Origin of the sequence: Streptomyces sp. NPDC020965 (assembly GCF_044333555.1) — a bacterium.
Classification (GTDB): Bacteria; Actinomycetota; Actinomycetes; order Streptomycetales; family Streptomycetaceae; genus Streptomyces.
Map to the genome: position 1 here is coordinate 98727 of NZ_JBIRRE010000015.1, position 26654 is coordinate 125380.

At 72.3% G+C, this 26654-nt stretch carries 23 protein-coding genes; 17 read left to right on the forward strand and 6 right to left on the reverse strand.

All coding sequences use genetic code 11. From position 1 onward, the window contains the following. Window positions 1-65: 65 nt before the first annotated feature. The 3 genes from ACH4S7_RS33220 (at window position 66) to ACH4S7_RS33230 (ending at window position 2937) form a co-directional block, all read left to right on the forward strand. On the forward strand, window positions 66-764 hold the full coding sequence (locus tag ACH4S7_RS33220; RefSeq protein ID WP_398525095.1) for a (2Fe-2S)-binding protein: 699 nt from the start codon (window positions 66-68) through the stop codon (window positions 762-764). Between the two features lie 231 nt (window positions 765-995). Beyond that, window positions 996-2459, forward strand: coding sequence for an SDR family NAD(P)-dependent oxidoreductase (locus ACH4S7_RS33225; protein WP_398525096.1), 1464 nt, complete (start codon window positions 996-998; stop codon window positions 2457-2459). A gap of 304 nt (window positions 2460-2763) precedes the next feature. Then, on the forward strand, window positions 2764-2937 hold the full coding sequence (locus ACH4S7_RS33230; RefSeq protein ID WP_398525097.1) for a hypothetical protein: 174 nt from the start codon (window positions 2764-2766) through the stop codon (window positions 2935-2937). 97 nt (window positions 2938-3034) lie between these two features. Here ACH4S7_RS33230 and ACH4S7_RS33235 read toward each other — a convergent pair whose 3' ends face one another. Both ACH4S7_RS33235 and ACH4S7_RS33240 read right to left on the reverse strand, forming a co-directional pair. Continuing rightward, on the reverse strand, window positions 3035-4447 hold the full coding sequence (locus tag ACH4S7_RS33235; RefSeq protein ID WP_398525098.1) for a lipase maturation factor family protein: 1413 nt from the start codon (window positions 4445-4447) through the stop codon (window positions 3035-3037). After that, on the reverse strand, window positions 4425-5063 hold the full coding sequence (locus ACH4S7_RS33240) for a DUF1990 family protein (RefSeq protein WP_398525099.1): 639 nt from the start codon (window positions 5061-5063) through the stop codon (window positions 4425-4427). Before ACH4S7_RS33240 ends, ACH4S7_RS33235 begins: the two co-directional genes overlap by 23 nt. Before the next feature lie 291 nt (window positions 5064-5354). On the opposite strand from ACH4S7_RS33240, the gene ACH4S7_RS33245 reads away from it, so the two are divergent. From ACH4S7_RS33245 to ACH4S7_RS33280, 8 genes are all read left to right on the forward strand, one after another. Beyond that, window positions 5355-6404: a DUF6777 domain-containing protein gene (locus ACH4S7_RS33245; protein ID WP_398525100.1), complete on the forward strand. Its 1050-nt coding sequence runs from the start codon at window positions 5355-5357 to the stop codon at window positions 6402-6404. A 54-nt stretch (window positions 6405-6458) separates the two neighbouring features. After that, entirely contained in the window at window positions 6459-8540 is a 2082-nt protein-coding gene (locus ACH4S7_RS33250) for a SpoIIE family protein phosphatase (protein ID WP_398525101.1), read from the forward strand. A 58-nt stretch (window positions 8541-8598) separates the two neighbouring features. Then, a complete protein-coding gene (locus ACH4S7_RS33255; protein WP_398525102.1) occupies window positions 8599-9996 on the forward strand; it encodes a wax ester/triacylglycerol synthase family O-acyltransferase in 1398 nt (465 codons plus the stop codon). 210 nt (window positions 9997-10206) lie between these two features. Beyond that, window positions 10207-11139: an Fpg/Nei family DNA glycosylase gene (locus tag ACH4S7_RS33260; RefSeq protein ID WP_398525103.1), complete on the forward strand. Its 933-nt coding sequence runs from the start codon at window positions 10207-10209 to the stop codon at window positions 11137-11139. 66 nt (window positions 11140-11205) lie between these two features. Next, entirely contained in the window at window positions 11206-11982 is a 777-nt protein-coding gene (locus ACH4S7_RS33265; RefSeq protein WP_398525104.1) for a LytR/AlgR family response regulator transcription factor, read from the forward strand. Window positions 11983-12107: 125 nt separating this feature from the next. After that, window positions 12108-12485 carry a hypothetical protein gene (locus tag ACH4S7_RS33270; RefSeq protein ID WP_398525105.1) on the forward strand — a complete coding sequence of 126 codons (378 nt, stop codon included), beginning with the start codon at window positions 12108-12110 and terminating at the stop codon, window positions 12483-12485. 50 nt (window positions 12486-12535) lie between these two features. Then, complete coding sequence (locus ACH4S7_RS33275) at window positions 12536-14269, forward strand: cation acetate symporter (protein ID WP_398525106.1); 1734 nt, start codon at window positions 12536-12538, stop codon at window positions 14267-14269. After that, window positions 14266-15495, forward strand: a complete 1230-nt coding sequence (locus ACH4S7_RS33280) for a sensor histidine kinase (RefSeq protein ID WP_398525107.1) — start codon at window positions 14266-14268, stop codon at window positions 15493-15495. Before ACH4S7_RS33275 ends, ACH4S7_RS33280 begins: the two co-directional genes overlap by 4 nt. A 111-nt stretch (window positions 15496-15606) precedes the next feature. Here ACH4S7_RS33280 and ACH4S7_RS33285 read toward each other — a convergent pair whose 3' ends face one another. Then, the gene (locus ACH4S7_RS33285; protein ID WP_398525108.1) at window positions 15607-16125 is read right to left on the reverse strand and encodes a hypothetical protein; all 519 of its coding nucleotides are present in this window, start codon (window positions 16123-16125) and stop codon (window positions 15607-15609) included. A 199-nt stretch (window positions 16126-16324) separates the two neighbouring features. Continuing rightward, window positions 16325-16855 (reverse strand): sigma-70 family RNA polymerase sigma factor, encoded by a 531-nt coding sequence (locus ACH4S7_RS33290; protein WP_398525109.1) that lies wholly within the window; start codon window positions 16853-16855, stop codon window positions 16325-16327. 324 nt (window positions 16856-17179) lie between these two features. On the opposite strand from ACH4S7_RS33290, the gene ACH4S7_RS33295 reads away from it, so the two are divergent. Next, window positions 17180-18361 carry a CapA family protein gene (locus ACH4S7_RS33295; protein WP_398525110.1) on the forward strand — a complete coding sequence of 394 codons (1182 nt, stop codon included), beginning with the start codon at window positions 17180-17182 and terminating at the stop codon, window positions 18359-18361. 304 nt (window positions 18362-18665) lie between these two features. After that, window positions 18666-19559: a polysaccharide deacetylase family protein gene (locus ACH4S7_RS33300; RefSeq protein ID WP_398525111.1), complete on the forward strand. Its 894-nt coding sequence runs from the start codon at window positions 18666-18668 to the stop codon at window positions 19557-19559. A gap of 52 nt (window positions 19560-19611) precedes the next feature. Here ACH4S7_RS33300 and ACH4S7_RS33305 read toward each other — a convergent pair whose 3' ends face one another. Beyond that, on the reverse strand, window positions 19612-20265 hold the full coding sequence (locus tag ACH4S7_RS33305; RefSeq protein ID WP_398525112.1) for a class F sortase: 654 nt from the start codon (window positions 20263-20265) through the stop codon (window positions 19612-19614). 330 nt (window positions 20266-20595) lie between these two features. Here ACH4S7_RS33305 and ACH4S7_RS33310 point away from each other — a divergent pair, with 330 nt between their 5' ends. After that, a complete protein-coding gene (locus ACH4S7_RS33310; protein WP_398525113.1) occupies window positions 20596-21225 on the forward strand; it encodes a hypothetical protein in 630 nt (209 codons plus the stop codon). A gap of 101 nt (window positions 21226-21326) precedes the next feature. Here the strand turns inward: ACH4S7_RS33310 and ACH4S7_RS33315 are convergent, their stop codons facing one another. After that, on the reverse strand, window positions 21327-21968 hold the full coding sequence (locus ACH4S7_RS33315; RefSeq protein ID WP_398525114.1) for a hypothetical protein: 642 nt from the start codon (window positions 21966-21968) through the stop codon (window positions 21327-21329). Window positions 21969-22272: 304 nt separating this feature from the next. Between ACH4S7_RS33315 and ACH4S7_RS33320 the strand changes: the two genes are divergently transcribed. The 3 genes from ACH4S7_RS33320 to ACH4S7_RS33330 all read left to right on the forward strand — a co-directional run bounded on the left by ACH4S7_RS33320 (window position 22273) and on the right by ACH4S7_RS33330 (window position 26444). Next, window positions 22273-23241 (forward strand): SCO0930 family lipoprotein, encoded by a 969-nt coding sequence (locus ACH4S7_RS33320; protein WP_398525115.1) that lies wholly within the window; start codon window positions 22273-22275, stop codon window positions 23239-23241. 219 nt (window positions 23242-23460) lie between these two features. Then, window positions 23461-24273: an SAM-dependent methyltransferase gene (locus tag ACH4S7_RS33325; RefSeq protein ID WP_398525116.1), complete on the forward strand. Its 813-nt coding sequence runs from the start codon at window positions 23461-23463 to the stop codon at window positions 24271-24273. Further along, window positions 24273-26444 carry a putative bifunctional diguanylate cyclase/phosphodiesterase gene (locus tag ACH4S7_RS33330; RefSeq protein WP_398525170.1) on the forward strand — a complete coding sequence of 724 codons (2172 nt, stop codon included), beginning with the start codon at window positions 24273-24275 and terminating at the stop codon, window positions 26442-26444. Before ACH4S7_RS33325 ends, ACH4S7_RS33330 begins: the two co-directional genes overlap by 1 nt. The last annotated feature ends 210 nt before the right edge of the window (window positions 26445-26654 follow it).

Genomic DNA, 26654 nt, shown 5'->3' on the forward strand with positions numbered 1-26654 from the left:
CGCGCCGCACATCGATACTCTGGCGGGGTCGGGCCACGAACGGGTGACAGAGGGTCGGGGGACGCGTGGATCTGCGGGAGCTCAGCGCACTGGGCGGTTTCTTCGCCCTCCGGACGGAGGCCCCGGCCGGCACCGGTGGCGAGGGCGTGCCACTGGCCCGGGTGTACGGGGGAGACCTCGCGCCGCTCACCCACCGCGTCGACATCGTCGCCGCCCGCCACACGCCCCCGGAGCGCCGGGTCGCCGCCTCCATCGCCCAGCTCGGCCTCGCCGCCCGGCTGTGGTCCATCGCGCTCGGCGCCGCCGCCCTGTACGGAGAGGTACCGGACCTCGACCCCGCGCGGCTGTACTGGTCCCCGGACCGCACCTCACCCGACGATCTGGTCTTCACCGGCTCGCACACCCTGCCCGGCACCGCGGCGGGCATCCGGGAGGCCGTGCGGGAGACCCATCTGCTCCCCCTCGCCGAAGTGCTGCGCCGGGACACCCGGATCTCTCGGCAACTCCTCCGGGGCAACGAGGGATCGGCGCTCGCCGGCGCCGTCCGCCAGATCGGCGAGTGGGGCCGGGCCGAGGGGCGGAGCGAGGTCGTGGACCGGGCCGGCGCGCTCGCCGCCGAACTCTTCGCGCACCCCGCTCTCGCCGGCACGGTGCACGGCCCCGCGATGCGCCGCAACAGTTGCTGTCTCTACTACCGCGCGCCGCGCGGCGGACTCTGCGGCGACTGTGTCTTCGACCACCCGCCGCGACGGCCCGCGGGCTGACCGGTCCGGGGACCCCGGAGGCCCGTCGGAGCCCCCCGCCGGGCGGCTGCCAGGCGGCGATCCGGGCGGCGCGGGGCAGCCCCCGACGCCTCCGGGGTCCGCCGCGCGACACGTCCGTCGGTAGGCGGATCCCGGTCAGGGCGGGCACTCATTTGGCCGTCACTCTTTCACTGAGTAAAGTTGCGCTTTTGAAACCCCCAGCGTATGAGCGATCGAGGAACGGCAACGGCCATGACGGTGACAGACGACAGCCCCGCATTCGGCCCAGGTATCGACCCGGAGCGGCTCGCCGTCTGCCTAGGTGTGCTCGATGAACTGGACAAGCTGGACGTCGACCACCCCGACGCGATCACCGTCCGCCGCGCCACCGCCGGTATCTACCGCACCGTGAAGCAGCGCCGCCGTCAGGAGCGCCGGGCCGCCAAGACCGCCCACGACAAGACGGTCACCGAGGCCACCGCCACCGGCTCCGCCGAGCGGATCGACGACGAGACCGAGGGACTGCTCCCCAGCTCGTCCGTCTCCGGGGAGATCGCGGGCATACTCAAGCGCCCCCGGTCCTGCTACATCTGCAAGACCCGCTATGTCGAGGTCGACGCCTTCTACCACCAGCTCTGCCAGGAGTGCGCCGCCGAGAACCGGGCCCGCCGGGACGCCCGCACCGATCTCACCGGCAAGCGCGCCCTCCTCACCGGCGGCCGTGCCAAGATCGGCATGTACATCGCCCTGCGGCTGCTGCGGGACGGCGCCCAGACCACCATCACCACGCGCTTCCCGAGCGACGCGATCCGCCGCTTCAAGGCCATGCCGGACAGTGACGACTGGATCGGCCGGCTCAAGATCGTCGGTATCGACCTCCGTGACCCGGCGCAGGTCGTCGCCCTCGCGGACGAGGTGGCGGCCGACGGCCCGCTGGACATCCTGATCAACAACGCCGCGCAGACCGTGCGCCGCTCCCCGCAGGCATACAGCGAACTGGTCGCCGCCGAGTCCGCGCCGCTGCCCGCCGGCGAGCTGCCGCCCGCCCGGGTCATCGGCACCTTCGGCAGCGGCGCCGTGGAATCGGTCGCCGCGCTGCCCGCCGCCGTCGGCGGTGAGGGGCTGAGCGCCCAGGACGTCGCCGACCTGGCCCTGCTCCCCGGCTCCGCCAGCCTGGAGCGCATCGCGGCGGGCACCGCGATCGACGCCGGTGGGCTGGTGCCCGATCTGCACGACACCAATAGCTGGATCCAGACGGTCTCCGAGGTGGACCCGGTGGAGCTGCTGGAGGTCCAGCTCTGCAACTCCACCGCGCCGTTCATCCTGATCAGCCGGCTGCGCCCGGCGATGGCCGCCGCCGCGGGCCGCGCGTACGTGGTGAACGTCTCCGCGATGGAGGGCGTCTTCAGCCGGGGCTACAAGGGCCCGGGGCACCCGCACACCAATATGGCCAAGGCGGCGCTGAACATGCTCACCCGCACCAGTGCCCAGGAGATGTTTGAGACCGACGGCATCCTGATGACCGCCGTGGACACCGGTTGGATCACGGACGAGCGCCCGCACCCGGACAAGATGCGCCTGGCCGAGGAGGGCTTCCACGCCCCGCTCGACCTGGTCGACGGCGCGGCCCGGGTGTACGACCCCATCGTGCGCGGCGAGTCGGGCGAGGACGTCTATGGATGCTTCCTCAAGGACTACGCGCCGGCGAACTGGTAGGCCGACCGGGGGAGCGTGCTCCCCCGGTCGTTACTCCATCCGGGTCAGCTCCGGACGGACAATCCGATCACAAATGCCGTGAATCTCTGGGGTGTTGGCCAGAAGTGCGTCGATTTACTGGCCCCATAGAGCGGGTGACCGCTCATTTGGTTAATCTGGGGGCCACGGACGCCACCGAGGGGTTCACAAAAGCCCCTTGGACGTCCAGGGACACGTCTGCAACCAGGCCGCGGTCCCGCCCGAAAACCGGCGCCACCGCGACCGAACACCGTTGTCCCAGTTACGCGACACAGAGGAGTGCGCGGTGACACCAGAGGTGAAGAAGCACGACGAGCGACCGCCGGAACGCACGGCTGAGCGGACCTCCCGGCCCGGTCAGCTCGGCAGCCTGGAAGTCTGGGCCCGGTCCGCCCCCATCCGGCTCGCGGGATACGAGGAAGATCTCGCCGAGCCGCACATCCTCCCCAGTGTTGACTGAGCGGATCGCTTGATCCCGTGCCCCCCGCCCTCAGGCGGGGGGCACGCAGCCGTTGGGCGCATCGAGTAGCGCCCCTTTGCCGCGGAAGAGGCGCTTCTCAGCGGGAGAGCCGCGTCGGCCCGAGGAACTCCCGTACCAAGGTGCGGTGCCACCAGGCGCCGGTCGTCCGCAGCTCCCGCCAGGTCGTGAAGCGGTAGCGGTACAGCCGGGCGCGGACATATGCGGGCGGAGCGTCGGGGAACGGGTTGTGGCCCAGCAGCCGCAGCGTGTCCCGGTCGCCGGCCAACAGCCGCTCCACGAACGGCCCGAACCAGGGGCGGGCGTAGGCGGGGGAGAGCGCGGCGAACCACATCATCCAGTCGAGCCGCAGATGGTACGGGGCGAACTGGCGCGGCAGCCGGCGCACATCCGTCGGTTTGCCCCGGAACCCGTACTCCCGCCAGACCGTGCCCACGTGCGGCGTCGCCGTGTCGTCCGTACCCTCCACCACCAGCTCATGGCGCACCCGCCCCACCGAGCCGAACGCGCCGTAGGCGTTGACCAGGTGCAGTGAATCGTACGAGCGGTTCATCCGCTGGTGGCGGGAGAACAGATTGCGCGCGGGCCGGTGACTCAGGAACAGCAGTCCCGCGGTGACGGCGAGCACCACGACCTCGTACCAGAGCGGGGCGGCGGGCGACGCGGGCGGCCTGGCGACCAGCGAGCCGTCCATCGCGGAGAGCGCGAGCGCGATCGTCAGCCAGTTGAGCCAGGAGAAGTTGCCGGAGAGCACCAGCCACAGCTGGGTGAGCGCGATCGCCGCCGCGGCGACCGTCGCGACGGGCTGCGGGGTGAACAGCAGCACGGGCAGCAGCAGTTGCGCCACATGGTTGGCCAGCACCTCGATCCGGTGCAGCGGCCGGGGCAGTCGGTGGAAGAACCAGCTCAGCGGGGAGGGCATCGGCTGGGTCTCGTGGTGGTAGTAGAGACAGGTCAGATCGCGCCAGCAGCGGTCCCCGCGCAGTTTGATCAGTCCGGCGCCGAACTCCACCCGGAAGAGCACCCAGCGCAGCAGGAAGAGCACCAGCACGGGCGGAGCGGTCCGCTCGTTGCCGAGGAACACCGCGAGGAAGCCCACCTCCAACAGCAGCGACTCCCAGCCGAAGCCGTACCACGTCTGCCCCACGTTGACGATGGACAGGTACAGCACCCAGAGCACCGCCCACCAGGCCATCGCCACCGCCAGTGGCAGTCGGTCCGCCGCCCCCGCCACCAGCGCCGCCGAGAGCACCACCCCCGCCCAGGCGCAGAGCGCGAACAGTCGGTCCGAGTAGCGGAGCTGGAAGAGGCCGGGCGCCTGCCGGAACGGCGTCCGGCGGACATACGCGGGCACCGGGAGCATCCCCCGCTCGCCGATCAGCGCCCGGAACTGCAGCGCCGCGGTGAGGAAGGCCACCACGTACACACCGGCCAGGGCCCGCTGGAAGACCAGCCGGCTCAGCCAATAGTCACCGTCGCCGAACCACTCCATCACGTCCAGTATTGCTGCCCGCGATCCGTCCCGCGGTATGACCGAGCCGACGGGCGTACGCGCGCTGCGCCAGGGGTACGAGCGGGCCGGCGAGCCGGGTGTACCAGCGGGCCGGACGGCTGAAGGCCATGACGGTGAACCAGACCGAGCCGTCGTCGCGGAAGTCCACGACGAAGGACTCCTCGCCGCGCTCGGGGTGCCCGGCGAGCGTCCCGTACGCGAAGCCGGCGCGATGGCTCTCGTCCGTCGTCCACACCACCTCGCACGGCGCACCGATCCGCACGGGTCCAAGACCCGCCGAGACCTCCACCCGGGCGCCGGGCGCCGCGCCCGGGGCGGTGGTGCGCAGCCGGACGCCCGACCCGCGGTGGACCTGCCAGGTCAGCACGGCCGTGCCCGCCGCCTCGAAGACCTCGCGGCCACGGCCGATCCGGGCGGTGTGGTGCAGATGGTGATAGCCGTCGGGCAGTGGGCCGAGCCGAGTGGCCCCCACCTCCGGATAGGTGAGCGTGGGCCGAACGGGCGCGGGCCTTACGGGGGCCCTCGCGCCGGTGCCGCCGGGGGGCACCCGCGCCGCTGTTCTGAGCCTGGTGATCAGGTTGACCAGTACGGACATCGCCGCCCCGCACCCCCGTTTCCGGCCCCGTCCGATGTGCTGCCGCGTCGAGCGTACGCAGTCTGTTGAACGCGTTCAAGTAGCGGGGGCGCCAGGAGTCCGGCAGAACTTGAGGGACCTATCGAGTTGAAGAGGCGGGAGATGTCGGTGCGTCCCATTCGTGGTCGGTGGTCCACCCGTCGGTCGTCCGGCCGCCCGTCCCGCGCCCACCGGCCGTGCGGTCGCGCGGGCTCCGGCCCCCGGCCGGTCCGGAGCTGGTCCCGCCGCCGACCCCGGCGCTGGACCACTGCCGTGGGGCTGGCGGCGGCGCTCTCCTTCGGCCCGATGCTCGCCGGCTGCGGCGCGGACGTCGCCCCACCGCCCGAGGCGAAGGTGCTGCTCCAGTCGGCCGCCGTACGGGGCCCGGATCCGTACACCGCCTCGTCGGTACGGGACCTCGCCACGCCCGCGCCCCAGCCGCCCGCGCCCACCGGCGGATCCGGGGCCGGCCCGCTCCGGGGGCAGATCCTGCGCACCGTCTCCGGCGCGACCCCCGGTCTGTACGGCGGTGTCGACTCCGTCGGGAGCTGCGACCCCGAGCGGCAGATCTCCCTCCTGGACGCCGACCCGGCCAGGGCGCGGGCCTTCGCCGGGGGCGCCGGGATCTCCCGGGCCGGGCTCCCGGGCTTCGTCCGCGGTCTGACTCCCGTCGTACTCCGCGCGGACACCCGGATCACCAGCCACGGCTACCGTGCCGACGCGGCAGTCGCCCGCCAGGCGGTGCTCCAGGCGGGCACCGCTGTGCTGGTCGACCCGCACGGGACGCCACGGGTCCGCTGCGCCGGGGGCAATCCGCTGACGCCCCCGGTCGCCGCCAAGGGCTCCGTGCTCCACCAGGGCCGCCCCTGGTCCGGCTACCAGTCCGAGCGGACCGTCGTCGTCAGGCCCGCCGCACGGGCCGTCGACAGTCTGGTGATCGCCGACGTGGCCGACAGTGGCTGGATCGACCGGCGGACCGGCAGCGACGGTGAGGAGGACATCAGGCCCGACGTACTGCCGCCCATCGCGCCGGACGACATCTACACCTACCCGCCCACGACGTCCGAGCCGGCCGGCGTCGGGGACGCGGCGGCCTCCGACGAGCAGGGCGCACCGCCGCCCGCTCCCGGCCGGTCCCCTGCCCCTCCGGAGCCGTCCTCGCCGGTCCCCGCGGATCCGACTCCCGGGGACCTGGCGGGCGAGGTCGTTCCGTCGCCCGCCGACCCGGGCGTACTCTCCGACGACGAAGGGGCCGTGCCGTTCGACCCGGACCCGCTCGACCTCGTCGACCCGCCGGCCGGACCGGACGCCTTCGCGGGCTGAGAAAAGCCCGCCCCGACAGTCGAAGAATCCGACAAATGATGACAGAGTGGCTCCATGGTTGATCGGGCGACGGGGGGCCTGTCACTTCCCGACGACTGGCCGGTCGGTCCGCGGGAGAGTCTCGCCCTGAACGGCATGGGCAGCTTCGACTGGGACCTGCCCAGCGGGCTGATGCATCTGGACGAGACCGCCCTCCAGGTGCTCGGTGTGCGACCGGAGGACTACGACGGCCGGCGGGAGAGCCTCACCTCCCGAATGCCGCCGGACGACGCCGCCCGGCTGGACTCGCAGGTGGCCCAGGCGCTCAAGAACGGCAGCGACCACTACGGCGCGTACTTCCGCATCCGCCGCGGTGACGGCGGGCTGTGCTGGGCGCACAGTCAGGGCCGGGTCCGCCGGGACGACACCGGACGGCCGCGACGGATCATCGGGATCGTCCGGGCGGCCGACGACGAACTCGCCGACTCCACCGCTCGTGTGGAGGCGGACGCCGGGCGGGTGCGGCGGACCGGCGTCGTCGAGTCCACCACTGCCGCCCTCGCCCACGCCCGGACCGTCCAGGACGTCATCGACGTCCTCAAGGACGCCCACGGCCTGGAGCACTTCGGCGCGGCCAGCCTGGTGCTGGGGCTGGTGGAGGCCGGTGGCCGGATCCATCTGGTCGCGGAGGGGCCGCAGGAGGCATTCGTGCCCGGCACCCGCTACACCCGGGTGGACGACGAGTACCCCATGAGCGAGGTGGTCCGGACCCTGCGGCCCCGCTTCATCGAGTCGCCGGAGGACTTCGCCGCGTCCTACCCCGTGCTCTGGCCGCATATCAGGGGGCTCGGCATCGAGGCCGCCGTCTATCTGCCGCTGATCGCCCAGGCCCAGCCGATCGGGGCGCTCGGACTCCTCTACAGCGACCGGACCGGCTTCAACGCCGAGGAGCGCACGGTGCTGGTCGCCCTCGGTAGCAGCATCGCGCAGAGCGTCCAGCGCGCCGTGCTCTACGACCAGGAGCACGATCTCGCCGAGGGGCTCCAGCAGGCGATGCTGCCGCGGCGGATTCCCGAGGTGCCCGGGGCGCAGATCGCGGTCCGCTACCGTTCGGCGCGGATGGGCCGGGACATCGGCGGCGACTGGTACGACGTCATCCCCCTGCCCGGGGGCCGGGTGGGCGCGGTCATCGGCGACGTCCAGGGCCATGACACCGACGCGGCGGCGGTCATGGGACAGCTCCGGATCGTGCTGCGGGCGTACGCCGCCGAGGGGCACACCCCGGCCACCGTCATGGCACGTGCCTCGGTGTTCCTGCACGAGCTGGACACCGACCGGTTCGCGACCTGTCTCTACGCCGAGGCCGACCTGTCCACCGGGGTGGTCCAGATCGTCCGCGCCGGCCATGTCGACCCCCTCCTGCGGGACACCGACGGGAGCTGCCGCCGGCTGCCGGTGGAGGGCGGGATGCCGCTGGGCCTCTCGGCGGAGTTCGGCCGGCTGGAGTACCCCGTCAGCACCGTGGAACTCGACCCCGGTCAGACCCTTCTCCTCTACACGGACGGCCTGGTCGAGCAGCCCGGCTCCGATCTCGACGACGGAATGCAGCTCCTGACGGCGCTGGTGCGGAACGGGCCGCGCGATATCCAGTTGCTGGCGGACCGGCTGTGCGAGGTGGTGGACGAGCGGAGCGGCGACGACGACGTGGCGCTGCTGCTGCTCCGCCGCAGGGGAGTGGTGACCACCCGGGCGGGCGGCAGGCTGCGGCAGCACGTGGCGCCGAACGACCCCGAGGCGCTGCGCTCGGCCCGCCATATGGTCCGCTGGGCGGTGGCTGCCTGGGGGGCGGGGGACCGGGCGGACGAGATCGAACTCGTCGCCGACGAGCTGATGACCAACGCGTTGCTGCACACGGACGGCGGCGCGATCGCGACGGTCCGGGTGCTGGCCGGGGCGCGTCGGCGGCTGCGGGTGGAGGTCGAGGACCGTTCCAGCGCGCTGCCCCGGCGCAGGGAGGCGGGCGAGTCGGGCGTATCGGGGCGGGGCTTGCTGCTGGTGGACCAATTGGCGGACGCGTGGGGTGTGGAGTCGCGCGGTACCGGTAAATGCGTGTGGTGCGAGTTCCAGGTGCCCGACAGGTCGGGCGGGCACGGATGACGCGATGTTCCCTCCCGCACGGGCCTCCCGCCCCCTCCCGCACGGACATGAGGACACAGTGAGCAGCGAGCTTCTCGCCCCCCTGGATCTGGCGTTCTGGCACCTCGACTCCACCGGGCACCCGATGCACCTCGGCGCCCTCGCGCTCTTCGCGCCCGGCGACGGCATCCGCGGCGACGGCACCCGCGTCGGAGATCCTCATGCCGGAGACACCCGCGCCGAAGGTACCTGTGCCGAGAGCGCCACCACCGACGACATCCTGGGCCTGCTCGCCACCCGCGCCGCCGCGATCTCGCGACTGCGGATGCGCGTCCGGGACGTCTGGCTGCCGGTCGGCGGGGCCGCCTGGACCGTCGACAAGGGCTTCGACGTGCACCGGCACCTCCACCACATCTGCCTTCCCGCGGGCGAGTTCACCACCGGGGCTACCGGGATCGCCGGTGAACTCATGGAACGGCCCATCGAACGCGGGCGTCCGCCGTGGGAGATGTATCTGCTGACCGGTGGGGCCGACGGCTCCTTCGCGGTACTCGTCAAGCTCCACCACGCACTCGCCGACGGTATGCGCGCCGTCGCCATCGGCGCCGGGATCTTCGACGAGATCGCCGACCCCCTCGGGGCCCGCGCCCGGCGCGCGCCCGCCCGGCCCGCCGATCCGCGCGGTGTGCTCGGCTTCGCCCGGGACCGTATCGATGATCTGGGGCGTGCGGTCGGCGTCGGAGCCTCCGTCGTACGGGCCAGCCGCCTCGACGCCCGGGGGCTGCCCGCCCTCGCGGCCGGGCCCAGCGGCACCCGGCGCCTCGGTACCGCCGTGCTCGACCTGGCGGAAGTGCGCCGCGTCCGGGCGGTGGTGGGCGGCACCGCCAACGACGTCCTGCTCGCGGTCGTCGCGGGCGCGCTGCGCCGATGGGCGGCGGAACGCGGCGAACGGCTGCCCGCCACCGGACCGCGCGCCCTCGTCCCGGTCTCCCGCCACCGGCCCGGTTCCCCGCCGGGACCCGGCAACCGGCTCTCCGCCTATCTGCTCGAACTCCCCGTCGCCGAACCGGACCCGCGCGCCCGGCTCGACGCCGTCCGTACGGCGATGGAGCGCAACAAGGCGGCCGGCCCGTTGCGCGGTGCGGGGGCCGTCGCCGTACTGGCCGACCAACTCCCCTCCCTGGCACACCGCTTCGGCGCACCACTGGCCGGGGGCGCGGCGCGGCTGCTCTTCGACGTCCTGGTGACCAGCGTCCCGCTGCCGCGCGCCGCCCTCTCGCTGGGCGGCCGTCCGCTGCGGGCGATCTACCCGATGGCACCCCTGGCCCGGGGACAGTCGCTGTCGATCGCGCTGACGAGCCACGGTGGCCGGGTGCACATCGGCCTGGTCGCGGACGGCAAGGCACTACCCGACCTGGACCGGCTGGCCTGGAGCCTGGGGGAGGAGCTGGCGGAGCTGCTGACCGTGACCGGCTGAGCCGCCGGCCGGCGCGGCCCCCGGGCACGAGGGCCGGTGCCCTGGACGGGCCCTGGAGTGAAGCCGCTCCCCACGACACCGCCCGGGGGCCGGGGGCCGTCCGCGAACTCGGCCGGCTACCGCTGGGAGGCGCCCCCGGACGGGCCGGATCCACCCGGGGACGTACGCCGTGGACCTGCGGCGGGGTCGGCGCTGCGGCACCCTGGAGACATGCCGGAACTGCCCGAAGTGGAATCGCTGAGAGAGTTTCTCGTCGGCCATCTGGTGGGACAGGAGATCGCCCGTGTCCTGCCCCTGACCATCAATGTCCTCAAGACGTACGACCCTCCTCTCACTGCCGTCGAGGGCGCCGGGGTCACCGCGGTGAACCGGTACGGCAAATGGCTGGACATCGAGCTGGCCCCGGCTTCGGCACCGGTATCGGGCCTGGTACCGGCCGACGCGGCGCAGACCGGCCGGGCGGCCGGCCCCGGCCGCCTCCACCTCGCCGTCCATCTCGCCCGCGCGGGCTGGCTCCGCTGGCAGGACGAGTTCCCGGCGACACCCCCGCGTCCCGGCAAGGGCCCGCTCGCCCTACGGACCGTGCTCGCCCCGGGCGGCGGCTTCGACCTCACCGAAGCGGGTACCACCAAACGCCTCGCCGTCCATCTCGTCCGGGACGTCGCCGAGGTCCCCGGCATCGCCCGCCTCGGCGCCGACCCGCTGGCCGAGGAGTTCGACCGCGCCGCCTTCGCCGCACTGCTCGCCGGTGAACGACGGCAGATCAAGGGCGCCCTGCGCGACCAGGGCCTGATCGCGGGCATCGGCAACGCCTACAGCGACGAGATCCTGCACGCCGCGAAGATGTCCCCGTTCAAACCCGTACAGAATCTCGACGACGCGGAGATCGGCGGTCTCTACGACGCCCTGCGCACCACCCTCGAAGACGCGGTCGAGCGTTCGCGCGGTGTCGCGGCCGGCCGGCTGAAGGCGGAGAAGAAGAGCGGTCTACGGGTCCACGGCCGCACCGGCGAACCCTGCCCGGTCTGTGGTGACACCATCCGCGAGGTCTCGTTCAGCGACTCCTCCCTCCAGTACTGCCCCACCTGCCAGACCGGTGGCAAACCGCTCGCCGACCGACGGCTCTCCCGACTGCTGAAGTGATCGCCCGGTCGGCCTCCCGGGGACGGAGCGCTGTCATGACGCCGGACACGCCCTAGACTCCCCCGCATGGTGCGCGTACTGGCCGTCGACGACGAGAAACCGGCGCTTGAGGAACTGCTCTATCTGCTGCGCTCGGACTCCCGGATCACCAGCGCCGAAGGGGCCACCGACGCCGCCGACGCACTGCGCCGCATCAGCCGCGCCCTGGACGCGCCCCCCGGCGGCGACGGCGGGATCGACGTCGTCTTCCTCGACATCCACATGGCCGGGCTCACCGGACTCGACGTCGCCCGGCTGCTCGCCCGGTTCGCCCAGCCGCCGCTGATCGTCTTCGTCACCGCCCACGAGGGCTTCGCCGTCCAGGCGTTCGACCTCAAGGCCGTGGACTACGTGCTCAAACCGGTACGCCGGGAACGGCTCGCGGAGGCCGTCCGCCGGGTCCGCGACCTGGCCGGCGCCCCCCGAACGCCGGAGTCACCCGCGGTGACCGGCGCGCACCCCGCGGCCGGTTCCGAGCAGGTTTCCGTGGAACTCGGCGGCGTCACCCGCTTCGTACCGATCGACGACATCGCCTATGTCGAGGCCCAGGGCGACTACGCCCGACTGCACACCGAGAGCGGCAGCCATCTGGTCCGCATCCCGCTCTCTACTTTGGAGGAGCGCTGGGCCGCGCGCGGGTTCGTCCGCATCCACCGCAGCCATCTCGTCGCCCTCGGCCGGATCGACGAACTGCGCCTGGACGCGGGGGCGACCACCGTCCGGGTGGGGACCGCGGAACTGGCCGTCAGTCGCCGGCACGCCCGGCAGCTACGGGAACTGCTGATGCGGCACCCCAGGGGCTGACCACCTGCCACGCCGGCCGCCCCCCGCGTCTCGCATTCCGCTGTGGACCTACCGTCGGTAATCGTCGCTGCGTAGACTCCTCACCGCTCAAGAGATTCGTACGACAGACGCTGGAGCGGACACCGATGCCCGCAGAGGAACGCCCCCGCCGCGAGGTGGTCACCGGGGTGCCGCGCGCCGCCCGCCGGGGGCCCGGCCCCGCCCACGCACGGTCCGAGATCAGCGAACAGACCACCCTCGGCACCACCTACGTACGCTCCCTGATGCGCAGCCAACTGCGCTCCGCCCTCCGCGCGCTCGGAGCGCTCGCCCTGCTGGTGGGCACGCTGCCGCTGCTGTTCGCGCTCCCCGGCGCCGTCGGCGGCGCACCCGTACCGCCCCTCGTCGTCGCGGCCACCCTGGGCGTCGCCGCCCACCCCGTGCTGTGGCTGATCGCCCGCTGGTACGTACGCAGCGCCGAACGCAACGAACGGGACTTCATCCGACTCGTCGAAGGCCGCTGAACGGTGCTCCCCGCGCCCCTCCCGGCTGCCTGGCCCCCCGGTGACCGCCGGTGAACCAGACGTACGCGGTGACCGCCGTCACCGTCGTCGTGCTCGCCACGGTGCTCATCGGCGGCCTCGGACTGCGCATATCCCGGACCACCTCCGACTTCTACGTCGCCTCCCGCACGGTCGACCCCGGCCTCAACGCCGCCGCCATCAGCGGTGAGTACCTCTCCGCCGCCTCCTTCCTCGGCATCGCGGGTCTGGTTCTCCTCCAGGGCCCGGACATGCTCTGGTACCCCGTCGGCTACACGGCCGGCTATCTCGTCCTCCTGGTCCTGGTCGCCGCCCCGCTGCGCCGCTCGGGCGCGTACACCCTCTCCGACTTCGCCGAGGCCCGGCTGGAGTCCGCGGCGGTCCGCCGCATCGCCAGCCTCTTCGTCGTCGGCATCGGCTGGCTCTACCTACTGCCCCAGCTCCAGGGCGCGGGCCTGACCCTGGAGATCCTCACCGGCGCGGACGACTGGGTCGGCGGACTGGTCGTCGCCCTCGTCGTCGCCGGTGCGGTCGCGGCGGGCGGGATGCGCAGCATCACCTTCGTCCAGGCGTTCCAGTACTGGCTCAAGCTGACCGCCCTCCTGGTGCCCGCGTTCTTCCTGGTCGCCGCCTGGTACGCCGACGACGCGCCCCGCGCACGCTTCGACGCCCCGGCGCTCCTGCGGGAACACACCGTCGTCCGGATCGACGAGACCGTACGGATCGAACTGGCCCGCCCGCTCACCGTCACCGTCAGCGGCACCGTCGACGGCACCGCCCACGAGAACCGCACGCTCACCCTCGACGAGGGCGCCCACCACGTCGAGCGGGGCACCAGCCTCGGTCTCCCCGAAGGGGCGGGCGTCCCGGCGCGCGCCAGCTCCGGCGCCGATCCGACGAGCTGGTCGCAGCCCCTGTCCGGCGGTCACGACGGTCACCACCTCTACGCCACCTACGGACTCGTCCTCGCCACCTTCCTCGGCACCATGGGCCTGCCGCACGTCGCCGTCCGCTTCTACACCAGCCCCGACGGCCGGGCAGCCCGCCGCACCACCCTGATCGTGCTCGGCATGGTCGGCGTGTTCTATCTGCTACCGCCCGTCTACGGCGCGCTCGGCCGGATATACGCGCCCGAACTCGCCCTGACCGGCGCCGCGGACGCCGCCGTCCTGGTACTGCCGGAGCGGATGATCGGCGGGGTGGCCGGGGACCTGCTGGGCGCGCTGCTCGCCGGCGGGGCGTTCGCCGCCTTCCTGTCCACGGCGTCCGGGCTGACCCTCTCCGTCGCCGGAGTGATCTCGCAGGACGTCCTGCCCCGGCGCGGCGTACGGCACTTCCGGCTCGCCACCCTGCTCGCCATGGCGGTCCCGCTCGCGGTCAGCGTGGTCGCCACCGACGTGCCGGTGGCCGACGCGGTCGGGCTCGCGTTCGCCGTCTCGGCGTCCTCCTTCTGCCCCCTCCTCGTCCTCGGCATCTGGTGGCGACGGCTCACACCCCCGGGCGCGGCGGCCGGACTCCTCATCGGCGGCGGGGCCGCGCTCACCGCCGTCATGGCGACCCGCGCGGGGCTGGCCCCCGAGGGCTGGGGGCACACCCTGATGGCCTGGCCGGCCGTCTGGTCGGTCCCCCTCGGCTTCCTCACCATGGTGCTCGTGTCGCTGGCCACCCAGCGCCGACTGCCTCCCGGCACCCCTGCGATCCTCGCCCGGCTACACCTGCCCGAGGACCTCGCCGCCGGAACCGGGCCGACCGGGGTGGAACGATGACGGGCACCGCAATCGCCGCACTGGCCGCGGCCGCGACGCTTCTCCTCATCGCGGGCGTCGTCATCGGCCGGGCGATCGAGCGGCGCGGCGCGGGGCGCGATCTCGACCTCGGCACACCCGTCGAACGCGCCACCTTCCACACCCTGCACACCGCATCCCTCGCCGCCCCACCGCTGCGGGCCGGCCTCACCCCGGACACCGCGCGCAAGGCCGCGCGCCGGCTGCGCCCCCTGCTCGGCACCGAGGCGCTCTGCCTCACCGACCGGGAGACGGTCCTCGCCTGGGACGGACCCGGCATGGGCCACCATGAGCGGCGGGTGATGGCCCGGGTCGCCGACATGCTGGAAACCGGGCGCGGCCAGAGCGTCGAGACCACCTGCGACGACCCGGAGTGCCCGCTGCGCTGGGCCGTGATCGCGCCGCTCACCGGCGAGGAAGGGGTGCTCGGTGCGCTCGTCGCCTACGGTTCGCGGGAGTCGGCCGTCCTGGTCCGGGCGGCGACGGAGGTCGCCCGCTGGGTCTCCGTACAGCTCGAACTCGCCGAACTCGACCGCTCGCGCACCCGGCTGATCGAGGCCGAGATCCGGGCCCTGCGCGCCCAGATCTCACCGCATTTCATCTTCAACTCCCTGGCGGCCATCGCCTCGTTCGTCCGCACCGATCCGGAGCGGGCGCGGGAACTGCTGCTGGAGTTCGCCGACTTCACCCGCTACTCCTTCCGCCGCCACGGCGATTTCACCACGCTCGCCGACGAACTGCGCTCCATCGAGCAGTACCTGGCGCTCGCCGGAGCCCGTTTCGGCGACCGACTCAAGGTCACCCTCCGGATAGCGCCGGAGGTGCTACCAGTGGCACTGCCGTTCCTCTGTCTGCAACCGCTGGTCGAGAACGCCGTCAAACACGGCCTGGAGGACTCGCCGGACGAACGCCGGGTCGTCATCGTGGCCCAGGACGCCGGGGCCGAGGCCATGGTGACGATCGAGGACGACGGGGTGGGCATGGACCCGGCGGTACTGCGGCGGATCCTGGCGGGGGAGCGGAGCGGGTCGATGGGCATCGGGCTGTCGAATGTGGACGACCGGCTGCGTCAGGTGTACGGGGACGACCACGGGCTGGTGATCGAGACGGGCGTCGGCGCCGGGATGAAGATCACCATTCGGATTCCCAAGTACCGCCCGGGAGTGCACTCGTCGACCGGTCGGCACGCCCCCACCCCCGGCCTCTGATGAGGGCATGGGGACGAGCCCTCCGGGGAGGTGCCGTCGCGTCCGACGGGCGCTCCGGGACCGACCGCTCGGCAGCGGCAGCGGCAGCGGGGGCCGGTCGGGGGCCCGCCGTCAGAAGAGATGGACGGCCAGATGGCTCAGCGGCAGTCCCAGCTGCCAGGCCGGTGTCCAGACCTGTTCCCGCTCGTCGACATACGGTTCGGCCGGGTCCGCCAGGTGCCAGGGTTCGATATCGGCGAGATCGGTCGCGAGCAGTTCCGTCCGACCCAGCCACCGCCAGGCGTCCCGCGCCAGCGCGAGATCCGGATCGGGGCGGCCGAGCGACCGCTCGCACTCGGTACGGGCGGCGAGCCGCTCCACGACCCACTCGTACCAGGGATGGCCGTACGACGTGAGCCGCAGCCACTCCTCCATCCGGCACATCGCCCGCGCGCTCACCACGTCGTCGGTGGTGTCACAGAGGTGGACGGTCAGGGCCAGCGTCTCCCGGCCCGCCCGGTACTCCAGCGAACCGGCCTCCACGAGGGCGCCGCCACGGAGTATTTCGTCCGCGATGTACTCGGCGCAGAGCCACGCCATGGGGATCGCCCGCGCGCTTCCACTGGTGCCGTTTGTGCTCTCAGGGTGCACCCTTCCCACCTTCTTCCGGACGACGTCGAATGCCGAACCCGAGTTGAGCCTCCACCGATGGACGCGGCTGGGTGCGCATCTTTACGCAACTGCTTTGTGACGTTTCGCATACTCTCGCCCGGGTGGTGTGCCGTGAGGGAGAAGGGCATATGGGTGGTGTTGTTGAGGTTGGTTTCAGCGAACGGTCGCGCCCCAGAAACTAATAGCCGGGGAGGGAGTGGGCGAGGGCGCGTAGCGCGTAGTGCGAGCGGGATTTGACGGTCCCCGGGGGGATGCCCAGGGAGTGGGCCGCCTCGTTGACGCTCAGTCCTTGGAAGTAGATCCGTTCCAGTACGGCCCGGTGCCCGGGGTTCAGTGCTCCGATGGCGGCGCGGATGTCGAGGCTGGCTGCGGCGGCCTCGGTGAGGTCGGCCGGGTCGGGGGTGGTGGCCAGCGCCCCGTCGCCGATCTCGACCGGCCGGGCGAGCCGGCACCGGCGGGCGTCGATCGCGAGGCGGCGGCCCACCGTGAAGAGCCAGGGCCGCATTGATTCGTAGGGGCCGTCGAACGCCTCCGGGTGCTGCCAGGCCCGTACCAGCGTCTCCTGCACCAGGTCTTCGGCCCGCTGTTGGTCGCCGTGGGTGAGCCCGCGCAGAAAGCTGAGCAGCGCGGGGCCGTGGTCGCGTTGCAGATCCATGATGAGCCGTTCGTCGGCGGTGGTGTTGGAAGCGGTCACGGTCGCCGTCGCCATGGCCGGCACCCCTTCGCATGGTGGTTGCTGTCGGTCCCTCACTGATGTGAGGCGTATCCGAACGCATCGGGGCGCGGAGGAACAGTCGGCGTGGGTGGTCGCTGCGGTGAGCGGTCGCTCGGAGCGGCGAGTGGTGCGATGAGCGGGTGGCCGGATTCGGACGCCGGGAAGTCGGGCCGGGAAGTCGGGCCGGCGAGCGATGGAAATGGACTGATGGGGTCCGTTTCAGTGACCCGTGCGGCGGGGCGCTTGACGGAGCCGGGGTCCGACCTGTGCATTCAGATTGTCATATTAATTCTGTTTCGCACGGGTTGGGAGGCGCCCATGAGACGGCGCACGCGACACACGGCGGTGGTGGCCGCCGCCGTTCTGCTCGGCGTCGGCGCCGCCTGCGCCGGGCCATCGGGGGACGGCCGCCCGGCAGCCGGTCAGCGGTCCGGGCCACCGGCACCCGCCCCCGACCGGCCGCGTGGCTTCACCCTCGTCGCCAGCGGGGATGTCCTGCCACACGATTCGGTCATCCGGCAGGCCGGGCAGGACGCCACCGACGGCACCTATGACTTCCGGCCGATGCTCGCGGGCGTGCGGTCGGTCGTCGCCTCCGCCGATCTGGCGATCTGCCATATGGAGACCGTGTACGGCGAGGACGGCGACTACAGCGGGTACCCCGCCTTCAAGTCGCCGCCGCAGATCGCGAAGGGGCTGGCCGCCACGGGCTACGACGCCTGTTCCACCGCGTCGAACCACTCCCTGGACGACGGCGCCGAAGGGATCCGGCGCACCCTGGACGCACTGGACACGGCGGGCATCCGGCACTCCGGCTCCGCCCGTACCGCCACCGAGGCGAGCACCCCCGCCCGGCTCACATCGGGCGGTGCCGAGGTCGCCCAGCTCGCCTACACCTACGGCACCAACGACCACCCGCTCCCCGAGGGGCGGCCCTGGGCGGTCAGTCCCCTGGACGAGCGCAGGATCATCGCCGACGCGCGCGCCGCCCGGAAGGCCGGCGCCGACGTGGTGGTCCTCAGCCTGCACTGGGGTACGGAGTGGCAGACCGAGCCCGATGAGCAGCAGCTCGCCCTGGCCGCGTCGCTCACCGCATCCACCACCGGGGGCCGTCCGGACGTCGATCTCATTCTCGGTACACACGCTCATGTGCCGCAGCCGTACGAGAAGGTCAACGGCACCTGGGTCGTCTACGGCATGGGTGACCAGATCTCCGGGCCGATGTTCGACTACTCGGGCCGCTGGGACGCCCGTGGCAACCAGGGCTCCATCGGCCGTTTCACCTTCGCTCCGCCCGCCGCCCCCGGGCAGCGGTGGCGGGTGACGAAGGCGGAGTTCATTCCGCAGTGGATGGACACCGGGACCGGACGGGTCGTCAATCTGCCCGCCGCGCTGGCCGCCGAGGGCGACCGGGACGACTACCGCGAGACGCTGGAGTCGATCAGCGCGAGCGTCGTCAGCCGGGGCGCGGCGAAGGACGGGCTCACCATGGGCCGCTGAGACATCACCCCCCGGCGTCGGGCGGTGTCGGGCGGCTTCGTCGGGTGCCCCTCGGCGGACGGCTCGGCGACGGCTCGGCGACGGCACGGGAGGCGAGAACCCAGTTCATCCCCATCCGCCCCTACCCGTCTACAGTCATACCTGATCGTCCTCATCCGTACCGTTCGTCCGCAGCCGTCACGGGTCGTCCCCAACTGTTCGATGGCGTGTGCGACTGCTCCCATCGGGTGCTTTCCCCCGGTGCGGCGGGGTGATCGGCGTGTTGATCAAGTAGTCGGTGGCGGCGCCGTGCGAGCAGTTGGTCATGCAGAAGGATCAAACGCCGCCCAGTCGGCGGTCGGTGTTCCGGGTCGTCGCCTGTCTCGGTGCGGCGGCCACGGCGGGCCTGCTCGTCGCGGAGGGGGCGGGGCCCGAGGCCGCCGCGCCGTCCGGTGCCGGTTCCGCCCCTCCGACCGCCGCCGGGCCCGGTGGCCCTCCCGGCGGCGCGCTGGGCCCCGGTGGCGCGCCCCAGCTCGTGCGGGCCGCACCCATGCAGGCGTCCGCCTACCGGCTGCGGCCGATGACGGAGTACGCGCCCACCCGGCCGCGGTCGCTGCCACCGGTGCGCAGCCATCCCTTTCTCCGGCTGCCGGAGGCCGGTCGCACCATGGTGCTGACCTTCGACGACGGTCCCGACCCCCGGTACACCCCGGGCATTCTGCGCACCCTGCGGCGGTACGACGTGCGCGCCATGTTCTTCGTCTGCGGGGAGATGGTCGCCACCAACCGCGATCTGCTCCGGGAGATGGCCGACGACGGCCATGTGATCGGCAACCACTCCTGGTCCCATCCGCTGATCACCAAACTTCCGCCGTCCGGCATCCGTGCCGAACTCGGGCGGACGAGCGAGGTGATCGAAGAGGTCCTGGGGCTGCCGCCGCTCTGGTACCGGGCGCCGTTCGGCGCCTGGAACAGGCACTCGTTCGAGATCGGCGCGGAGCTGGGCATGGAGCCGCTGGCCTGGACGGTCGACACCCTCGACTGGACCGAGCCGGGCACGGGGACGATCGTCAGCCGGGTGCTGGACGGTGCCGGACCCGGGGTCGTGGTGCTCTCGCACGACGCGGGCGGCGACCGTTCGCAGAGCGTCGCCGCGCTCCGCCACTATCTGCCCAGGCTGCTGGAGGACGAGTACCGCATCACCGTCCCGCGCCGCTGAGGGGCCCTCCGTGCCGGAGGGCCCCTCAGCGCCCGGCTGGCCGGACGGATCGTCAGCGGGAGGCGACCATCCGGGCGAAGACCACCACATTGGCGTCGTAGCCGTGGGCCTTCGAGTATCCGCCGCCGCAGGTGATCACGCGTAGCTCGGCATGGCCCGTGTCCCCGTACACCTGGGCGGCGGGGATGTTCTCCTTGGCGTACACCTCGACCCCGTACACCTCGAAGACCGCCGTCTTCCCGTCCAGCCGGGGCACCTCGACCCGCTGTCCCTTGCGGACGGTGCCCAGCCGGTAGAAGACGGCCGGCCCGGAGCGATTGTCGACATGGCCGACGATGATCGCGGTGCCGCGCTGACCGGGGGCGACACCGTTCTGGTACCAGCCGGCGACATTGGGGTCCTGGGCCGGCGGAGCCTCGATCCAGCCGGCGGGGTCGAGATCGACGTTCATGACCGGGGCGTTGACCCCGAGGGAGGGAATGCGTACGCGTTCGGCGGGGGCGAACGGCAGGGACTTCGGGGGTACGAGGGGGGCGAAGGTCTCCCCTTCCGGCCGGCTGATCGCGGCGGCGGCGGCCGGCTGTGGCGGGCCGAGGGCGACATCGACGCCGTTCTTCATCAGCGCGATCCCGGTGAGCATGACCAGGGCCAGTACGCCCCAGGGCGAGTATCTCCGCGACTCCGAGCCGTTGTACTCGTCGCCCATGATTCTCCTTGTTTCATGATTTCGTCATATTTTTCAGGCGCCTATGGGCACGCTAGGTGACCGTGGCGACGGCGGCGAGGAGGGAAGGGCGAACGGGTGGCGGCGGCCAGTCGGGGTGACCCATCCGTGTCATCGGGCCGAACGGACCTCTGACACTCCGTGACCTGCGGCTCCGTCAGGAGATCCCGGCGTGTCGTCGGTGTGTCGCCGGATCAGCGACCCGGTTCCGAAATGCGCGCCATGTCCGCCACGGTGAGGGTTCGTCATGGAAGGCGTACTCGTCGAACTCCCGGAGCGCCGCTTCGGTGCGTCTTCCGCTGGAGGTTCACGATGCGTGCTTCACGCGCTCTCGCAGTGGCCGCGGCCGCGTGCGTGGCCGTTGGGGTCTCGGCCCCGCTGGCCGCCGCGGGCGGCGACAGCCAGGACAACGGCCCCATCCATGTATCCGTCCACCCACACGCCGTCCATCAGGGCGGCATCCTGACGATCACCGTCCATGGCTGCGACCGCGGTGGCACGGTCACGTCCAACGCCTTCCCGCACATCAGGCTCCCCGAGACCCGCGGTGACGGGCGGGGGGACAACCGGGGCGACAACCGCGTCGACGGACGGGGGAACAACCGCGGTGACAACGCCGGCGACGGACGGGGCGACGGACGGGGCGATGGGCGGGGCGACGGGCGGGGCGACAACCGGGGGGAGACCTCCACCGCCACCGCCCGGATCCACGACCACGTCTCGCCCGGTCACTACAACCTGGCCGTCCGCTGCCTCGCCAACCCGTCGGTGGCGACCGCGGGCTTCACGGTCCTCTCCGGTCGGGGCGCGCTCGGCGGTCTCGGCGGTTCGATCGGTCCCAGCTCGGCCGAGATGAGCGTCGGCGCCGGCCTGGTCGCGGTCGCGGCGATCGGCGGCACCTTCTTCGTCGCCCGCCGCCGCCGTACGGTCGGGCGCGTCTGACGGTACGGAACTCCCGGGCGACCGGGAACGCCCGTCGCCCCGAGTCCAGGCCGGGACTCGGGGCGACGGGCGGTTCGGGGCGGCGGCGCAGGTGGGGTGGATCAGTGTCGACGGCTGTCCACCCGCCGGCGTACGAGGAGGACGGTCGCGGTCGTCGCCGTCAGCACCATCGCCGCGCCGATCGCGGTCTCCGTGCCGTTCAGTTCGCCGACGCTGCCGCCGAGTCCGCCCCGGACTCCCTGGGGTGTCGCGCTGGTACTGGCGGAGGCGTTGGTACTCGCCCGGGGGGTGGTGGCGGTGGCCGTGGGGGTCAGGGTGGCCCGGGGAGTGGTGGTCGAGCGCGGTGTGGTGGTGGCGCTGGGACGGGCGGCCGCGGTGGAACTGACCGTGGGCGTCGTACCGCCGCCCGCGATGGCGAGGTTGAACGTCCCACGGGTGCTGCCACAGGTGAACTGGACCGAGTACTCGGCCCCCGCGCGCGCGTCGGAGGCCACCGTGGCCACCATGGAGGTGCCAGGCCGGATGGTCACCGCGTCGAAGACCGCCGACGACGCGGTCGCCGTGCCGGGGCAGCCGTTGGCGGCGAGGGTGACCCGGCCGCCGGGAGCGACGGTCGACGGGGTGGCGGTGAAGAGGGGCGTCGCCCTGGTGTCGGCGGCGCCCGCGGTGGGGGCGGTGGCGGCGGCCAGGGCGAGAGCGGCCACTCCCAGCAGGGCGGCCGATGCGGCACGTATCGCGCGCATGGTGATTCCTCCGGGTCCCCGAGGAGCCGCAGCGGAACCATTTTCCACAGAAGGCGGAGAAAGCCCCTCGGTGTCCGAAACGCTATGAGGGACCCTCCTCGCCCGCGAACCGTGTCGGGCGAATGGGTCAGCGATGTACTCCGGGCGGTGGACACCTCCCGCGTGTCGCCACCCGCGGGGTTCCGGAGGGCGTCCCAAGAATTTTCCGCCCGGCGTTGAACGGATCGCCACCTCTGCTCCGTACCTAGGCCATGAACGGCGCACCCGGACGCCGTGACGGGCTCACTGGACAACTGGAGTGGACATGAACACCAGGCGGAACGCCTCGCTCGCGGTGACCGCGGCGGCCGTACTCGTGCTGACGACGGCGTGCGGTCAGGAGAAGGGCGAGGAGACGACCGCCGACAGCAGGGCGGCCGGCGTCGCCGCCACCGCACAGTCCGGCGGCGCCGACGCACAGGGAGCGGCGGCCACCCCGGCCGGCCGGCTCACCGTCCGCGATGCCGGGGGACTCGGCGAGGTCGTCACCGACGGCGCGGGCTTCACGCTCTACCGCTTCGACAACGACACCGCCGCACCCTCGAAATCGAATTGCATAGGCGACTGCGCGAAGGCATGGCCGATCGTCGCCGCCCGTGGTGCCACGGTCGCGCCCGGCATCGACGCCGCGCTGCTCGGCGAGGTCACCCGGGCCGACGGCACCAAGCAGCTCACCATCGCGGGCTGGCCGATGTACCGCTTCGCCAAGGACACCAGGCCCGGCGACACCAAGGGGCAGGGCGTCGGCGGGACCTGGTTCGCCGCCGCCCCCGACGGCAAGAAGGCCCAGGGCGGTGCCCCCGGCGGCGCGGACCCGGGAACGGACGTCTACGGCAGCGGTGCCGGTGCCGTGGCCGCGGCGCCCGCGGGTCTCTCCACCCGCCGGGACGCCGAACTCGGCGAGATCGTCGTCGACAAGAACGGAATGACGGTCTATCGCTTCCTCAAGGACTCCGCTTGGCCGATGAAGACGGCCTGTGTCGGCGAATGCCTGACAAAGTGGCCGGTTGTCGCCCCTGTCGCCAAGAACGACACCAAGGGAATCCTGAAGAAGGGCTTCGTCACCTTCAGCCGCCCCGACGGAATCAAGCAGCAGACCATCGACTGCTGGCCGCTCTATACCTTCGGGGGCGACACCAAGGCCGGTGACACCAATGGACAAGGTGTCGGTGGCACTTGGTTCGCCGTGACCCCGAACGGAAAGGCGGTCGGAGCGCCCGCGGCCGCGCAGTAGGGCGCTCCCGGCCGCAGGCCGCGAGCCTCCGGCTCGCCCGGTCCGCCCGCACGCCCCCCGCGTGCGGGCGGACCGCTCTTCGTACGGCCGTCGTGTGACCAAGAACGGACCGCGAATTTCCGTTTGGGCTCGCCCAATTGGCGGGCGATCAGTAGCCTCGGCTCGAACACTGGCCGACCCCTGGCCGGGCTTACCGCGGCGACTTGGTTGGAGACATCGATGGAGCGTCCCGCCTGGGCCCCGCCCGGCATCGATATATCGATGCCGAGTGTGTCCCGTATGCACGATTACTACCTGGGCGGTTCGTATAACTTCCACGCCGACCGAGAGGCCGCCCGCGCGGCGATGGAGTTCCTGCCGGGCCTGCCGAAGATCGCACAGACCCATCGGGCGTTCATGCGCCGCGCCGTGACCTACGCCGTGGGCGAAGGAATCACCCAGTTCCTCGACATCGGCGCCGGAATCCCCGGCCACGGCAGCGTCCGCGAGGTGGCGCGCACGGCGTGCGCGGAGGCCACCGTCGTCCACGCCGACCACGATCCGGTCGCTGTCGCCCACGGCCGCACCGCGGTCGAGAATGACCCCCGGGCCGCCGTCGTCGCCGCCGACCTGCGTAAACCCCGGCAGATCCTGGACAGCCCCGAGGTCGGCGAACTGCTCGACCTCCAGCGGCCGGTGGCGCTTCTCCTGCTTGCTGTGCTCCACTTCGTCGACGACACCGACGATCCGTACGGTGCGTTGGCCCAGCTTCGGGACGCCCTGGCGCCCGGCAGCCTCGTGGTCATCACCCACGCCGCGTACGAGGGAGTGCCGGTGCCGCAGGAGCGGGTGGACGCCGCAGCCGACGTCTACCGGGGCATCCGCGTTCCTGTGTCCATACGTTCACATGAGCACATAGCTAAGTTCTTCGAGGGGTACGAGATGGTCGAGCCCGGTCTGGTGTCCATGCCGCTCTGGCGGCCCGACACCCCAGCCGAGCAGGTGGACCCGTATGCCTTCGCGGGCCTCGCCGGGGTGGGGCGCACGGCGTGATGGCGCCCTCTCAGTCGGTGGACTCCACGGCGAACCCCGATGGCCTTGAGGACCGGCTCCGCCGGTTCGCGACCATCTGGAGCCGTGCCGTCTTTCCCGTGACGGCCACCTCGCTCACCCGCCCCGAGGTCGAGGAACGCCTGCTGCCGCTGGCACGGCGGTTGAGCGACTCGCTGCACGCGCGGTCCTTCGACCCACCGACGGTCCAGCGCATCGGCGCCGCCCTCGTCGACGCGCACTGCACCGACCCCGAGGCCCTCAGCCGCACCCTCGGTGTCATCGACGCCTACCTGGTGCTCTACTGCGGCGATCCCGGTGAGCCGGGGGAGCAGAGCGCCGAGGAGAGTCGCGCCCGCTGCGCCCGGCTCCAGCACGCGATAGCCGCGGGGTACGCCCAGGGGCTGCGGGAACGCACCCTCACCGAGCAGGAGGCCATCGCGCGCTCCTCGCTGGAGGCCCGCAGCGACGCCGTCAGCGCCCTGCACGCCACCGAGACCCGGCTGCGGGCGGTGTTCGAGGGAGCCGCGATCGGCATCTGGATCGCCGACCTCGACGGCAATGTGCTGGAGGTCAACGAGACCCTCACCCGGATGTTCGGCGGCCTGGAACAGCACGTCCGGAGCAAGAAGGTCAGCGAATGGTCCCATCCGGAGGACCGGCCGCACATCTGGCAGCTCTACCGGGAGCTGATCCGGGGCGAACGCGAGCACTTCCGGGTGGAGAAGCCGTTCTTCCGGCATGACGGCACCGTGCTGTGGACCAATCTGACGGTCTCCCTGCTGCGGGACCCGGAGGGCCGGCCGCAGTACCAGCTCGCCCTGCTGGAGGACACCACGGAACGCCGGCTGCTCAATCTGCGGCTGCGGTACGAGGCCACCCACGACGCCCTCACCGGACTGCCGAACCGGACGCTGTTCTTCGAGCGGCTGGAGAAGGCGCTCGCGGGCAGTGAGGGCTCCCGTTTCGGGCTCTGCTACCTCGACCTCGACGGATTCAAGGCCATCAACGACAGCCTCGGGCACGCCACCGGCGACCGGCTGCTGGTCGAGGTCGCGGACCGGCTGCAGAGCTGCGCCACCGCGCCCGGCGAGATGGTGGCCCGGCTCGGCGGCGACGAGTTCGTGGCGCTGACCACCGGACCCGACACCCAGCACGAGGTCGACGAACTCGCCGCCCGGGTCCTCGCGGCGCTCGCCGTGCCGATCCGGGTGGACGGACGGGAGTTCACCGTCCGCGGCTCGATCGGGATCGTCGAGGGTCCGTCGGGCGAACGCACCACCGCGGAGGTGCTGCGCAGCGCCGACATCACCATGTACCGGGCCAAGTCGGCGGGCGGTAACCGCTACGAACTCGCCGACCCCGAGCTGGACGCCCGTGCCATCACCCGCCACGGACTGACGACCGCGCTGCCGGCGGCGCTGGAGCGCGGCGAGTTCTTCATCGAGTACCAGCCGCTGGTGCACATGGGTGACGGCAGCGTGCACGGCGCGGAGGCACTCGTGCGCTGGTGCCATCCGCAGCACGGCGTGCTCGGGCCGGACCAGTTCATCCCGCTCGCCGAGCACACCGGCCTGATCGTGCCGCTGGGCCGCTGGGTGCTCCAGGAGGCCGTGCGCCAGGCCAGGTACTGGCAGGAGCGCCACGCCGACGGCGGGCCGCTGCGGATCAATGTGAACCTCTCGCCGACCCAGCTCCACCACCCGGGCCTGGTCACCGACACGATCGCCGTCCTGGAGCGCTCCGGGCTCGAACCGGGCGCGCTCTGCCTGGAGGTCACCGAGTCGGCGCTGATCGGAGCGGACGAGGGGCTGCTGAAGCCGCTGCGGCAGCTCGCGGAGATGGGCGTGGACATCGCGCTGGACGACTTCGGTACGGGCTACTCCAACCTGGCGAACCTGCGCCGGCTGCCGGTGAGCGTCCTCAAACTGGACCGCTCCTTCACCCAGGGGATGCAGCAGCTGCCCGTGGACCCGGTGGACCTGAAGATCGTGGAGGGCATCGTCTCGCTGGCCCACAGCCTGGAGTTGGCGGTCACGGTGGAGGGCGTCGAGACGGGCGCCCAGGCGGAGCGCCTCCGTGAGCTGGGCTGCGACACGGCCCAGGGCTGGTACTACGCCCGCCCCGGCCCTCCGGAACAGCTCCACGCCCTCTCCCTGGCGGACGCGATCTGACCTCCGGCCGGGGGTGCTGGCATTCAGCCCGTCTGGGGGCACCTCCCAGCGGTAGCTGGGGGAGTTTGAGGACGGACCCTTGTGCTCAGGGGGCTGGATTGGGCGGGTCCCTCGGTCGGAGCGGCTTGCTCGTCGCCTGGTCACCGGTGTGTCCCGGCCCCTCGCGGGGCTCCGCCCCGTACCCCGCTCCTCAATCGCCGGAGGGGCTGA